Raw genomic sequence first — 13,725 nt, forward strand, 5'->3', positions numbered from 1 at the left:
CACAGCTCTCGCAGCGGCTTTGCACTGCTTACCTACCCACCGCATCACCCTCCGGCCGGCGCCGGCCCGGGCGGCTCTCGGCGCGGCTCTGCTCTGCTTACCTACGCGGGGCGCCACCCACCGAGGCAGGCCTCGGGGGCGGCTTTGCTCTGCTTACCGGCTCGCCGGCGGGTGTGGGGCGGGCGGCGCGGCGAGGTAGGTAAGCAGAGCAAAGCCGCTGGTGGGAGCGGGCCGAACGGCCGGCGGGAAGTCGCGGGGGGCGGGAGGGTGCGGAGCGGAGGGCGCCGCGCGGGAAGAGAGCGGAAGGCGCCGAGCGGGAAGGGAGCGGAGGGCCGGGAGGTGGGTCGCGGGTGTGGGCCACGCCGGGACCGGCTCCGGCGCGGCGACCGGAGCGGAGCGCCAGCGGAGTCGGAGGGCGCCGCGCGGTTTGCCCGCGGGAGCATGCGGACAGTGAGCCCGCCGGGAGCGGGAAAATCTAGAGATGTAGTGATTCGGGGGCGTGCAGGCGGAGCATCGTGGCGCCGACCATGGGTGGGATGTAGCGGCGGGTGGCCAGGGAGACCACGATCATGGTGGCGAAGGCGAGTGGGACGGTCCAGGCGGCGGGCTGGGCGACGGCCTCGGCGGGCCAGCCGGACAGTGGTGGGCCGAGCACGGTGATCAGGACGGCGGCGACCGCGGCGCCGCCGCCGGTGAGGATGCCCGCGGCGGCGCCGGCGGCGGTGAGGCCGCGCCACCAGATGCCGAGCACGAGCAGCGGGCAGAAGCTGGACGCGGCGACCGCGAACGCGAGGCCGACGACCTGGGAGACGTCCAGCGAGGCGACGTTGAGCGCGAGCAGCAGCGGTACGGCGCCGCCGATCAGCGAGGCCAGGCGGAACGTGGGGACGGAGCCGCCGCGGCCGATCACGTCGGTGGCGAGGACGCCGGCGACGCTGGTCAGCAGGCCGGAGCTGGTGGACAGGAACGCGGCGAACGCGCCGGCCGCGACCAGGGCGGCGAGCAGCTGGCCGGTCAGTCCGGGGCCGAGGGCGGCGCCGGGCAGCAGCAGCACCACGGCGTCGGTGTCGCCGGTGAGCAGCAGCTGGGGGGTGTAGACGCGGCCGAGCGCGCCGTAGACCGTGGGCAGCAGGTAGAAGAGGCCGACCAGTGCCAGGACGACGAGCGTGGTGCGGCGGGCGGCGGCGCCGTCGCGGTTGGTGTAGAAGCGGACCAGCACGTGCGGCAGGCCCATGGTGCCGAGGAACGTGGCGAGGATCAGCGAGTACGTGCCGAACAGGCTGCCGCCGCGGCCGGGCAGCAGCCAGTCGAGGCCGGTCGCGACGCCCTCGACGGCCGGGACCGGCGCGCCGGCCGGGAAGGACAGCTCGTCGCCGGGCGCGACGGTGCGCGTGCCGCCGTCCGCGAACGTGAGCGTGGCCGGCGACTCCACGGTCAGCACCGTGGCCTGCCGGAACGTGAGCCCGTCCGCGGGCGTGACCTCGGGCCGGCCGTCGGCCTGCCAGACCAGGGCCAGGAAGATCACGGGTACGGCCAGCGCGGTGAGTTTCAGCCAGTACTGGAAGGCCTGCACGAAGGTGATCGCCCGCATGCCGCCGAGCGCCACGTTCGCGGTGACGACGGCGCTGACCAGCACGGCGCCGAGCGCGTAGGGTGCGCCGGTCACGGTGGCCAGCGTGAGGCCGGCGCCCTGGAGCTGCGGGACCAGGTAGAGCCAGCCGATGAAGACCACGAACGCGGTGGCGAGCGTGCGCAGCCGGCGGGAGTCCAGCCGCAGCTCGCAGAAGTCGGGCAGCGTGAACGCGCCGGAGCGGCGCAGCGGCGCGGCCACGAACAGCAGCAGCGCCAGGTATCCGGCCGCGAAGCCGACCGGGTACCAGAGCACGTCGACGCCGTTCTTCAGGATCAGCCCGGCCACGCCGAGGAACGACGCGGCGGACAGGTACTCGCCACCGATCGCGGCCGCGTTCCAGGCCGGGCTGACCATGCGCGAGGCGACCAGGAAGTCGGAGGTGGTCCGCGCCAGCCGCAGGCCGTAGAAGCCGATCGCCACGGTGGCGACGGTCATCAGGACCACGGTCGGGATCAGGTACGGGTTCGGGGTCATGCCGGGCTCCCGGCCCCGCCGCGGTTCCGGGGTGGTCGGCGCTGCACCGATGGTTTCTCGCTCATCGCTCCGGCCGCCGGACCAGCGCGGTGAAGTCCTGGTCGTTGCGTTCGGCCAGGTGCACGTACGCCCATCCGACCGCGACCAGGAACGGGAACGAGCCGACGCCGAGCAGCAGCCAGGGCAGGTTCACGCCGAGGACCTTGACGGTGGTCACGGACGGCGCGATCGCGAACAGCAGCGGCAGCCCGCCGAGCCCGACCACGACCACCACGGCCAGGCGTACGGCCAGCGCGAACTGGGCCCGGATCAGCCCGCGCAGCAGCGCCTCGCCGACCTGGTTCTGCTCGGCCAGGTCGGTGCGGGCGCGGTCGGCGGTGCGTGGCCGGCCGACCTCGGCGAGCACCACCCGGACACGGGCCGGCCGGTCGGGCACGTCAGCGGTTCCAGTCCTGCTTGGCGGCGCGGACCAGCCGGTCCTTCAGCTCGCGCGTGTGCCGGCGGGAGACCGGCAGCTCGCTGCCGTCCACCACCACGACGTAACCGGAGTTGGCCAGCCGCAGCTCCGCGATCAGGCGCAGCTGCACCAGGTACGACCGGTGAATCCGGACGAAACCAGCGTCGGCCCAGCGTTCGGCGAGCGTGGCCAGCGGCACCCGGACCAGGTGCGAGCCGTCCGCGGTGTGCAGCCGCGCGTAGTCGCCCTGCGCCTCCACCCAGCGAACCGCGGACCGGGGCAGCATGCGCGTGGTGCCGGCCAGCTCGACCGGGATGGTCGGGTCGTCCTCGCCGCGCGCCATCGCGGCACGCTGGGCCGGGATCACCCGGGCCTCGGCGACCCGGCGCAGCGACTCGGCCAGCCGCTCGGTGCGGACCGGCTTGCGCACGTAGTCGGTCACGCCGAGGTCGAACGCGTCGACCGCGCCGTCGTCGTACGCGGTCACGAACACGATCGCGGGCGGGCGGGCGAACCGGCGCAGCACCCGGGCCAGCTCCATGCCGTCCAGCCCGGGCATGCGGATGTCCAGGAAGACCGCGTCCACATCGGTGTCCCGGAGCAGGCGCAGCGCCTCGGTGGCGTCGCCCGCGGTGTGCACGCGGGCCACCCGCGGGTCGGTGCGCAGCAGGTAGGCGAGTTCGTCGAGCGCGGGCGGCTCGTCGTCGACCGCGAGCACCCGCAGGAACGCGGTCACGCGCGCACCCCCGGGTGGAACTTCGGCACTCGCATGCTCACCTTCATCCCGGCGCCGAGGGCGGTCTCGACGACCAGTCCGAACTGATCGCCGAAGGCCGACCGCATCCGCTCATCCACGTTCGACAGGCCGACGTGCTGGCCGGAGTCGTCGGACTCTCCGGCCGCCTCCGCCATCCCGGCTATCAGCACCGCGGGGTCCATGCCGACCCCGTCGTCCTCCACCGTGATGTGGCACTCCGCCCCGGCGTCGATGGCCTCGATGCTGACCATGCCGACGCCGGGCTTGCGCGAAAGGCCGTGCCGGATCGCGTTCTCCACCAGCGGTTGCAGGCAGAGGAACGGGAGGCTGACCGGCAGGACCTCCGGGGCGATCTGCAGGCGGACCTGCAGACGATCCCCGAAGCGCGCACGCTCGATGGTCAGGTAACGATCGATCGAGCGCAACTCCTCGGCGAGCGTAGTGAACTCGCCGTGTGCCCGGAAGGAGTACCTCGTGAATTCCGCGAACTCGAGGATCAGTTCGCGGGCCCGTTCCGGGTCGGTCCGCACGAACGAGGCGATCGCGGTCAGCGCGTTGTAGATGAAGTGCGGGCTGATCTGCGCGCGCAGCGCCCGTACCTCGGCGCGGGCCAGCCGCTCCCGGGACGAGTCCAGCTCGGCCAGCGCCAGCTGTGCGGCGGCCCAGCGCGCGGTCTCCAGCGTGGCCTGCACCAGGCCGGGCGCGGGCTGCCCGTCCGCGACCGCGACCAGCGCGGCCTCCGCGCCGCCGTCCGCGCCGGTCAGCGGCGCGACCACGGCGCCGCGCACCACGCAGTCCATCCGGTCGCAGGGCAGGTCGGACTCGCTGAGCACGGTGGAGCGGTTCTGCGCGATGGCGCGGATGCCGGCCGCGGCCAGTTGGGCGGTGTGGTGCGCGCCGCGGCCGTCCAGCGCGAGCATGCCGTCAACGCCGGTCAGCGCGAGGCCGGGCGCGCCGACCAGCGCGCGCAGGTGCCGGACCGCCTTGGCCGCGTTGATGCGGTCGAGCCCGGCGCGCAGCGGCTCCGCGGCCATGCCGGCCGTGTGCAACACCTGGTACGTCGCCCGCTGCGCCTCGGTCGCGATGGCGCGCCGCTGCCGCAGCCGGATGACGGCGGCGACCGCGGCGGCCAGCGCGCTGATCAGCACGAGCACGGACGCGGCCGTAGACAAGTTTGCCCCCACCGCCAGATCCTGACGGTGGGGGCAAGATTTGTACAGTCTTCTAGTAGGCGCCCTTGCGCGCGATGACCACGCCGACCGTGCGCCACAGGATGCTCAGGTCGTAGGCGAGCGACCAGTTGTCCACGTAGTAGAGGTCCAGCCGGACCGCCTCGTCCCAGGAGAGGTCGGAGCGGCCGGAGACCTGCCACAGCCCGGTGATGCCGGGGCGGACCAGCAGCCGCCGCCGCACGTCGCCGAGGAAGTCACCGTCGTCGGCCGGCAGCGGGCGCGGGCCGACCAGCGACATCTCGCCGAACAGCACGTTGATCAGCTGCGGCAGCTCGTCCAGCGAGCTGGCCCGCAGGAACCGGCCGGCCGGGAAGACGCGCGGATCGTTCTTGACCTTGAAAAGCAGGCCGTCCGTCTCGTTCAGGTCCTTCATCGAGGCGAGCCGCTCCTCGGCGTCGACGTACATGGTCCGGAACTTCCAGACCTTGAACGTCTTGCCCTCGTGACCCACCCGCGACTGCCGGAAGAACGCCGGGCCCGGATCGGAGATCTTGATCGCGATGCCGATCGCCAGCAGCAGCGGCGACAGCAGGATCAGGCCCAGGCCGGCCGCGACCCGGTCCATCAGGTTCTTCGCCAGCCACCCGAGGCCGGAGATGGTCGGCTCCTCCACGTGCAGCAGCGGCAGACCCTCGATCGGCCGGATGTGCACGCGCGGACCGGCGATGTCGGTCAGCTGCGGCGCCACCACCAGGTCGATGCCGGTGCCCTCGAGCTGCCAGGCCAGGCGGCGCAGCTCGCCCGGCTCCGCGCTGGCCGAGCCGCAGAACGCGATCGTGTCCGCACCCACCTCGCGGACCAGCGCCAGCACGTCCTTGCCCGCGTGCACCGGGACCGGCGTCTCCAGGCCCTTCGCGGCGGCGTAGCCGTCGGTCAGGTGGATCGCGACCGGCACCAGGCCGGCGGCCGGGCTGCGGGTGACCGCGGTGTAGACCTCAAGCGTCTCCGGCAGTGTGCCGAGCAGCACCATCCGCTGGGCGGCGGCGCCGAACCGGCGGCGGGAGACGTGCAGGACCAGACGTGCCACGTACCGGGCGAACAGGATCAGGATCGTGGCGCCGACCAGCGCGGTGGCGACCGAGAGCCGGGACAGGTCGGTCTTGGTGGCGAACGCGATGAACGACACGCTCGCCGCGACCGTCACCGAGGCGCGGGTCACCCGTTTGAACTCATCGGTGCCGAGGCCGAGGTAGCGGCGGTCGTAGGCACCGTTGGCCCACAGCACGACCAGCCATCCGAGCGGCAGCAGCACGTACGCCACGGCCTGGAACCACGGCTCGCCGTTGTCCGGGTCCTGGAAGCCCGATGCCGCCTGCTCGAACAGCGAGACGGCGATCAGGCTGGCTATCGCCGCGGCGCCGAAGTCGAGGAGGAGCAGCAGAACCGTGTACGGCCGGTGCCACCGGGAGACGGTGCGTTTCGCCCTCGTCCAGGCCGAGCGCGGAACCCCGTTCGTGGGCCGCTCCGGCGGAGTCGGTTGAATCTCGAACTCGTCGTACTGGGGCACGCTGTTGCTCCGGCCTGTGTTGACGACCGGGCGTTGGAGGCTCGTCGTCACCTCACCTACGTCCTCCCGCGTGACAGGTGCTTCCCACCCGCCCATCGGGCCATGGGAAGCCCACCGCACCAGTTTCCCATGACTCCCGGGACGTGGCGGTGACCCGGCAGACATTACGCTCCGTCGCTCGGTCCGGGAAACCGGCACCGGCCTGACGGCCGATGGCTCCTCGCTTCAGTGCGTGAGACCGGGACACTATACCGACGAATGGGGCCTGCGGAAGGCCGCCCATGCGCGTCCTTCGCGGGTTGCAATCGCATTGTTCATCTCCTGGGCGTTGGGAAGTCCTCGCAGGTCACCCTGAGGGTACGAGCGATTACTGTGGAGATTTATCGCACGATTCGAGAAAGTCGGCGATCGGCGAGCGGCTTGCCCCCGGTCTGACACGTGGGACAGTACTGAAGGCTCGTGTCCGCGAAGGAGACCTCACGCACCGTGTCGCCGCAGACCGGGCACGGTAACCCGGTGCGCGCGTGCACGCGGAAGCCCGAGCGCTTCTCACCCTTCAGCTCCGCGGCCCGCTGCCCCACCGATCGGGTGACAGCGTCCGTCTCCACCGACCGCATCGCCTCGAACAGCCGGGATATCTGCTCCTCGGACAGCTTGTTCGTCAGCGCGAACGGCGACAGCCTCGCCACGTGCAGGATCTCGTCGGAGTACGCGTTGCCGATGCCGGCCAGGATCTCCTGATCGGTGAGCACGCCCTTGATCTGCCCGCGCCGGCTGGTGATCCGCGCGGTGAACGTCTCCAGGTCGACCGCGAGCGCGTCCGGGCCGAGCCGGGACACGCCCGGCACCTCCGCCGGGTCACGCACCAGGTACGCCGCGAGGCTCTTCTTCGTACCGGCCTCGGTCAGGTCGAAGCCGGAGCCGTCGTCCAGCCGCACCCGCACCGCGATCGGGCCCTTGCCCGGCTTCAGCGGCGTGGCGGCCGGGAACGCGTCGCGGTAGTGCAGCCAGCCGGCCCGGGCGAGGTGCACCACCAGGTGCAGCTCGCCGCCGAACGTGACGTCCAGGAACTTGCCGTGCCGGCCCGCGTCGGTCAGCTCCAGCCCGGCGACCGCGGACGGCGGCGGGTCGTACGTCTTGAGCGCGCTGATGGCGACGACCTCCAGGCGGTCGGCCGTGTGACCGACCGCGCGCTCGCGAAGGTACGCGGCGAGCGCTTCCACCTCCGGTAACTCTGGCACGTCTAGAACGGTAGCGTCTTGAACCTATGAAGGTCCTGGTCGCGCACAATCGTTACCGCGACGCCATGCCGTCCGGTGAGAACACGATCGTCGATCAGGAGATGGCTCAGCTGGCCGACGCGGGCGTCCAGGTCACCCCGTTCATCCGCAGCTCGGACGAGATCCCGGGGATGTCCGCGGCCGGCAAGGCGCTGCTGCCGATCTCGCCGATCTACGCGCCGGCGGCGCAACGCGAGCTGGCCGGCGCGCTGCGCGCACATCGCCCGGACGTGGTGCACCTGCACAACCCGTACCCGCTGATCTCGCCCTGGATCGTCCGCACCGCGCACCGGCACGGCATCCCGGTGGTGCAGACCGTCCACAACTACCGCCAGGTCTGCGCGCCCGGCCTGTACTTCCGGGACGGCCGCATCTGCACGGACTGCCGGGACCGGGCGTTCCCGCTGCCCGCGATCGTGCACGGCTGCTACCGGGGATCGCGGGCGCAGAGCGCGGTGATGGCCACCGCGCTCACGGTGCACCGGCCCACCTGGCGCGCGGTCGACCGCTTCATCGCGCTCACCACCGCCGTTCAAGAGCATCTGCGGGGGTACGGCGTACCCGGCGCCAACATCGTGGTGAAGCCGAACGCGGTGCCCGACCCGGGCCCGCCCGCCCCGCCCGGCGACGGCTTCCTCTACCTGGCCCGGCTCTCCCCCGAGAAGGGCCTCGGCCTGCTGCTGGACGCCTGGCGCCGGCACCCGGACGGCGCGCTCGGCCCGCTGCGGATCGCCGGCGACGGCGAGCTGCGCCCGGAGGTGGAGGCCGCGGCCGCGGCACGCGCGGACGTGGAGTACCTCGGCGTGCTGGACCGGGCGGGCGTGCGCGCGGCGATGCGGCGTACCGCGGTGGTTCTGACGGTGTCGACCTGGCACGATGTGCTTCCGACGGTGACGATCGAGGCGCTGGCCGCGGGCCGGCCGGTGCTCGGAACCGCGCTCGGCGGCATCCCCTACCTGGTCGGGGACGCCGGCTGGGTGGTGCGGGCGGACGCGGGGGAGCTCGCCGCCGCGCTCCCGGCCGCCCGGGCCGGGGCCGCCGCGCTGGCCGGTGCGGCACGCGCGCGGTACGAGTCGACGTTCCACCCGCAGGTGGTCACCCGCCGCCTGCTCGACGTGTACGACGACCTTCTCAGGCAACTGAGAGCGTAGTTCGCGTTTCCCCCGGGAAACAGCGGACGCGTGACCGACAGCGAAGGGGCCGAGCGGCCGATCGAGATGATTCCTCCTTCCCCCATCAGCGCGATGCCGGACACGCTGCCCGAGCCGCCCCGACGCTGGTCCCGCCGGCAGCTGCTGATCGCCGGCGGCGGGCTCGCGGCCGTCGGGCTGGCCGGGTGCGGCGCCGGCTTCGTGATCGGCGCGGACTCCGCGCGCGAGGCGAACCGCGGCAACGAGGTCGGCGCCGCGGACAACCTGCTCAGCTTCGTCTCCCGGCCGGACCTGCACGTCCAGCGGGTGGTCGTCTCTACGCCGTCGCCCGACCCCTCCGCCGGGTACGTGCTGCTCACGCCCGCGCAGGGCGAGGGCCAGTTCGGCACCCTGATGGTGGATACCAACGGCGTACCGGTGTGGTTCCGCCCGGTGCCGCCGCCGGCCACCGTCGCCATCGACCTCAAGGTGCAGCGATACCGCGGGGAGCCGGTGCTGACCTGGTGGGAGGGGCTGATCGGCGGGACCGGCGGGCTCGGCGTCGGACAGGGGGAGTTCGTCGTCTTCGACAACCGGTACCGCGAGGTCACCCGCATCCGCGCGGACGGCGTCACGCAGGCCGACCAGCACGACCTGAAGATCACCGAGCGCGGTACCGCGCTGTTCTGGGTGTACCGCCCGATCTCCGCGGACCTCACCTCGGTCGGTGGGCCGGCCGCCGGCGCGCTGCACGACGGCGTGCTCCAGGAGGTCGACATCGCCACCGGCAAGCTGATCATGGAGTGGCGGGCCAGCGACCACGTCGCCTTCGACGAGTCCTACGCGCCGCTGCCGACCGGCGACTCCGCGCTGCTGCCGTACGACTACTTCCACGCGAACTCCGTGGCCGAGGACACCGACGGCAACCTGCTCATCTCCGCCCGGCACACCTGGACCGTCTACAAGGTGGACCGCGAGTCCGGCGACGTCATCTGGCGACTCGGCGGCAAGAGAAGCGACTTCCGGCTCCCGGAGGACGCGGTCTTCTCCTGGCAGCACGACGCCCGCCGGCGCGGCGACGGCACGATCAGCCTGTTCGACAACGCGGCCGGCGTCACCCGCGAGCACGACCGCTCCCGCGGCCTGATCCTCTCCCTCGACGAGGACGCCAAGACCGCCACCATGGTCCACGAGTACGTCCACCCGCGCCGGCTCTCCGCGCCCACCCAGGGCAGCATGGAGGAACGGCCGGACGGCGGCTCCTTCATCGGCTGGGGCGAACTGCCGTACTTCACCGAGTTCGCCGAGGACGGCACCGTGCTCTTCGACGGCCGCCTCCCCTCGGACAGCCAGTCGTACCGCGCGTCCCGCACCGCCTGGACCGCCGAGCCCGCCGACCAGCCCGCGGTCGGCCTGCGCCGGGAGGCCGGCAAGCTCGTCGCCTACGCCAGCTGGAACGGCGCCACCGAGGTCGAGACCTGGCAGATCCGTGCCGGCGCCCAGCCCGGCAGCCTCGGCCTGGTCGCCGACGGCGACCGCACCGGGTTCGAGACCGCCGTCACCGTCCCCGGCGACCCCGAATACCTCCGCGCCGACGCCTTCGCCACCGACGGCCGCCTCCTCGGCTCCTCCGCCATCATCCCGGTCCGCGGCTGACCCGCGGCCGGAGTGGCCGGAGGTCAGCCGCGGAGGGCGTTGCGGGCGCTGAAGGCGATGCTGGTGAGCAGGAAGGCGCCGTTGACCAGGGTGAAGAGGCCGATGAACCAGACCATGGCGATGGGCGCGACGGTCAGGACCAGGCCGGCCACGGCGATGATGGCGCCGTAGTCGCGGATCAGCTTGAGGACGCGGACCGGGAGGCGGGTGGAGGTGAGCATGGTGACCGCGTTCGGGCCGGTGGCCATGACCGAGGTGATCAGGTTGACCATCCAGCCGCCGGCGAAGAGGGCGATCAGCCAGGCCGGGGTCTCCGGCTCCTGGGCGACCGCGGTGGCGGAGAGCGCGGCGACCAGCGCGACCTGGCCGGCGACGTCGCAGAGGACGTCGACGCGGGCGCCGTCGGGGCTGGTCTGGCCGGTGACCCGGGCGAGCTGGCCGTCGGCGCAGTCGAACGCGTAGGCGAGCTGCCAGCCGGCCAGCGCGATCAGGCCGATGACGACCGCGGGTACGGTACCGGCGGCGACCGGACCGGCCGTCACGATCACCAGCGTGGAGACGACCGCGCTGATGCCGAGGTTGAAGATGGTCAAGGTGGTCGGCGCGAGCTTGTTGCGGTAGCCGAAGAGCGCGAGCTTGGCGCCGAGCCGCTGGCTGACCGCCTCGCTGTAGAGGCCGCCGCCGCGGTTGACGCGGTAGAAGTCGGACTCGGCCGGCTGATGCTCAGGAGCGCTGGACTGCATCAACGTAGTCTGCCAGCCGCGTGCGAATCTCCCTCGGGCCCAGGTCCAGGTGTTCGAGGATCGTGTATCGGTCGGGCCGGGTGCGCGGCGCGAAGCCGATCACGTCCACGAACTGCTCGTCGGACAGGCCGAACTCCCGGTGCGTACGGTGCAGCCGGTGCCGGCGCAGGCAGGCGGACATCGCCCGGAAGCGCGCCTCGTCGCCGCGCAGGAACGTGCAGAACAGTGCGCCCATGCCGGCCAGCTCGCCGTGCGAGCCGGTGCCGGGGTTGAGCACGTCCACCGCGTGCATGATCTCGTGGCAGCCGCCGCTGCACGGCCGGCTGGAGCCGGAGACCGCCATCGCGAGGCCGCTGGCGATCAGGCCCTCGGCCAGCACCGTGACGAAGCCGTCGTCGGTCATGTCGCCCGGGTGGCTGAGCAGCGCCTCCGCGCCCATCCGGGCCAGTGAGGCGGACAGGCCGTCGACCGGCTCGCCGCGGACGTCCCGGGCCAGCTCCCAGTCGGCCAGCGCGCTGAGGTTGCTGAGCACGTCGCCGATGCCGCCGCGGTTGTAGCGGGACGGCCCGGCCTCGACGAAGTCCAGATCGACGATGACCGCGATCGGGATGTGCACGCCGTACGACCCCTTGATCCCGTCGTTGACCAGGCTGGCGACCGGGGAGCCGATGCCGTCGTTGGCCAGGCTGGTGGCGACCGAGACCATCGGGATGCCGTAGCGGGTGGCCGCGTACTTGGCGGTGTCCAGCGTGGTGCCGCCGCCGATGCCGACCACCGCGTCGTACGACCGGGCGCGGAGCTTCGCGGCCAGCTCGTTCGCGGCGTCCAGGGTGCCACCGGAGACCGTGAAGATGTCCGCGGAGCCGAGGCTGGGCCGGATCAGGTCCGCGACGCGTGCGCCGACGCCGTGCCCGACCACCACGGCCACGTCGCCGCCGGCGGATATCCGCCCGTCCGCGAGAATCCGGCCGAGGTCGGCGACGGCGCCGCGCCGGACATCGACGTGCAGCGGCGTCAGGATCGTGCGGGCTAGTAGCGGCATGCGACGGCCCGGGCGCGGGCCAGGTCGTCGTGGTCGTCCACCTCGACCCACGGCACGTCGCCGACGTCCGCGTACCGGATCGCGCCGCCGCGGTCCGCGTACTCCTGGAAGCCGTCCTCGTAGTAGAGGTTCGGGTCGCGACGCCAGACCGTCTCCAGCGCGTCCGCGAGCCCGCCGGCCGCGGCCGGGGAGATGAGCGAGACGCCGATGTACTCGCCGGTCGCCGCGGCCGGGTCCATCAGCTTGGTGATCCGGCGGAGCCGCCCGTCCGGCGAGAAGTCGGCCTTCATCTCCTCGTCGGCGAGCCGCTTCGCGGTGTCCAGGGCCAGCACGATCGACGGGCCCCGCGCGGCGAGCAGCGTCTTCTGCACGCTCACCGGATGCACGGTGTCGCCGTTGACCAGCAGCGCGCCGTCCGTGAACTGGTCACGGGCGAGCCACAGCGAGTACGCGTTGTTCCACTCCTCGGCCCGGTCGTTGTAAACCAGCGTCAGGCGTACCCCGTATCGATCCTGAAGTTCCGGCACCCGGGACGACACCGCCGGCGCCCGGTAGCCGACCACGACCGTGACGTCGGACAGGCCCACGGACGCGAGGTTGCGCAGCGCGATGTCCAGGATCGTGGTGTCCCCGTCCACCGGGATCAGCGCCTTCGGCAGCTCGTCGGTGTACGGGCGCAGACGTCGTCCGGCGCCGGCGGCGAGCACGAGACCGATCATTCCCATACCGGGAACAACGATCGACCGCTAGAAACCGAACACCCGCAGCATGGCGAACCCGTCCGCGACGATGCGCCGGATCGTGTCGTCGTCCGGGCGGTTCTCGTCCAGCAGGTCCAGCTCCGCCTCGGTGATCCAGGCGAAGTCGGTGTGCTTGCCCGGCTCCAGCCGCGGCCGGGACAGGTCGCCGTCCACCCGGCACAGGAAGTCCGTCTCCAGCCGGTACAGCCCGTCGTCACCCTTCCAGGTGTGCTCGCCGACCGTGGCCAGCACGTGCGAGAGGATCCAGCCGGTCTCCTCGCGGACCTCGCGGTGCAGCGCGTCCTCCACGCTCTCGCCCGCCTCCACGTGCCCGCCGACGATGTCCCACGTGTCCGGGAACAGCCGGCGCTGCGCGGACCGCCGCTGCACGAAGATCCGGCCGTCGTCGTCGACGATCAGCGCACCGGCGCAGAGCAGCGGTTCCGCGGCCGACCGGCCGGATGGCGAAGTCACGGACGAGACATTAGCGGAACACCGCTCTCTTGCCGCTCCGCCTGCGAGTTGGTGCACTGGGATATCGAACAGCAGCCGTGTCGAGGGAGATGCGCCATGCACGTTCGCGACGCCATGTCCGCCGAGGTCCTCACCGTGGGACCCGATCACACCCTGCGTCAGGCGGCCAGAATGATGGCCGACCGTGGCGCCGGATCCGCCGTCGTGCTCGACCCGGACGCCGAAGGCGTCGGGATCATGACGGAGCGTGACCTGCTCAAGGCGATCGGCGCCGGGCTGGACCCCGACACCGAGCGCACCGGGGCACACCTGACCTGGGACGTCGTCTACGCGAGTCCGGGCTGGACACTGGAGGAGGCCGCGCTCGCGATGGCTCGCGGCGGTTTCCGACACCTGGTCGTGCTGGACGACGGCGAGGTCCTCGGCGTGATCTCGGTCCGCGACATCATGCGCGTCTGGGCGCGCGAGAAGGCCTTGAAAACCTCCTGACGGTACGGACGGAGCCGGTCGATTTCTGCGGCCGGCGACGCCCGCGACGGGCCGTCTTACCGACTTTTCACCGGCCTTTCACCAGGCGGGAATGGGCGTGGGGAAGATCAT

General features: G+C 72.3%; 13 protein-coding genes. 3 read left to right on the plus strand and 10 right to left on the minus strand.

The window, feature by feature from the left end:
• Positions 1-475: 475 nt before the first annotated feature.
• From J2S41_RS33470 to J2S41_RS33495, 6 genes are all read right to left on the minus strand, one after another.
• Complete coding sequence (locus J2S41_RS33470; protein ID WP_310373998.1) at positions 476-2,107, minus strand: sodium/solute symporter; 1,632 nt, start codon at positions 2,105-2,107, stop codon at positions 476-478.
• A 61-nt stretch (positions 2,108-2,168) separates the two neighbouring features.
• On the minus strand, positions 2,169-2,543 hold the full coding sequence (locus J2S41_RS33475; RefSeq protein ID WP_310374000.1) for a DUF485 domain-containing protein: 375 nt from the start codon (positions 2,541-2,543) through the stop codon (positions 2,169-2,171).
• A gap of 1 nt (position 2,544) precedes the next feature.
• Positions 2,545-3,300: a LytR/AlgR family response regulator transcription factor gene (locus J2S41_RS33480; RefSeq protein WP_310374001.1), complete on the minus strand. Its 756-nt coding sequence runs from the start codon at positions 3,298-3,300 to the stop codon at positions 2,545-2,547.
• Entirely contained in the window at positions 3,297-4,505 is a 1,209-nt protein-coding gene (locus J2S41_RS33485; protein WP_310374003.1) for a sensor histidine kinase, read from the minus strand. Before J2S41_RS33485 ends, J2S41_RS33480 begins: the two co-directional genes overlap by 4 nt.
• A 40-nt stretch (positions 4,506-4,545) precedes the next feature.
• Positions 4,546-6,156: a sugar transferase gene (locus J2S41_RS33490; RefSeq protein ID WP_374728194.1), complete on the minus strand. Its 1,611-nt coding sequence runs from the start codon at positions 6,154-6,156 to the stop codon at positions 4,546-4,548.
• A gap of 284 nt (positions 6,157-6,440) precedes the next feature.
• Positions 6,441-7,301: an Fpg/Nei family DNA glycosylase gene (locus J2S41_RS33495; RefSeq protein ID WP_310374007.1), complete on the minus strand. Its 861-nt coding sequence runs from the start codon at positions 7,299-7,301 to the stop codon at positions 6,441-6,443.
• Between the two features lie 26 nt (positions 7,302-7,327).
• On the opposite strand from J2S41_RS33495, the gene J2S41_RS33500 reads away from it, so the two are divergent.
• Together J2S41_RS33500 and J2S41_RS33505 are read left to right on the plus strand one after the other, a co-directional pair.
• Entirely contained in the window at positions 7,328-8,491 is a 1,164-nt protein-coding gene (locus J2S41_RS33500) for a glycosyltransferase family 4 protein (protein WP_310374009.1), read from the plus strand.
• 30 nt (positions 8,492-8,521) lie between these two features.
• Positions 8,522-10,126, plus strand: coding sequence for an arylsulfotransferase family protein (locus tag J2S41_RS33505; RefSeq protein WP_310374011.1), 1,605 nt, complete (start codon positions 8,522-8,524; stop codon positions 10,124-10,126).
• 23 nt (positions 10,127-10,149) lie between these two features.
• Here J2S41_RS33505 and J2S41_RS33510 read toward each other — a convergent pair whose 3' ends face one another.
• Genes J2S41_RS33510 through J2S41_RS33525 form a run of 4 tightly spaced genes read right to left on the minus strand, consistent with a single transcriptional unit; the run spans position 10,150 to position 13,125 of the window.
• A complete protein-coding gene (locus tag J2S41_RS33510; RefSeq protein ID WP_310374013.1) occupies positions 10,150-10,869 on the minus strand; it encodes a CDP-alcohol phosphatidyltransferase family protein in 720 nt (239 codons plus the stop codon).
• Positions 10,850-11,911, minus strand: coding sequence for an iron-containing alcohol dehydrogenase family protein (locus J2S41_RS33515; RefSeq protein ID WP_310374015.1), 1,062 nt, complete (start codon positions 11,909-11,911; stop codon positions 10,850-10,852). The genes J2S41_RS33510 and J2S41_RS33515 overlap by 20 nt, the downstream gene beginning before the upstream one ends.
• Positions 11,899-12,630, minus strand: coding sequence for a phosphocholine cytidylyltransferase family protein (locus tag J2S41_RS33520; RefSeq protein WP_310374017.1), 732 nt, complete (start codon positions 12,628-12,630; stop codon positions 11,899-11,901). Before J2S41_RS33520 ends, J2S41_RS33515 begins: the two co-directional genes overlap by 13 nt.
• A gap of 27 nt (positions 12,631-12,657) precedes the next feature.
• Positions 12,658-13,125, minus strand: coding sequence for an NUDIX hydrolase (locus J2S41_RS33525; protein WP_310374019.1), 468 nt, complete (start codon positions 13,123-13,125; stop codon positions 12,658-12,660).
• 96 nt (positions 13,126-13,221) lie between these two features.
• On the opposite strand from J2S41_RS33525, the gene J2S41_RS33530 reads away from it, so the two are divergent.
• Positions 13,222-13,614 (plus strand): CBS domain-containing protein, encoded by a 393-nt coding sequence (locus J2S41_RS33530; protein WP_310374020.1) that lies wholly within the window; start codon positions 13,222-13,224, stop codon positions 13,612-13,614.
• Positions 13,615-13,725 lie beyond the last annotated feature (111 nt).

Source organism: Catenuloplanes atrovinosus, from assembly GCF_031458235.1.
Classification (GTDB): Bacteria; Actinomycetota; Actinomycetes; order Mycobacteriales; family Micromonosporaceae; genus Catenuloplanes; species Catenuloplanes atrovinosus.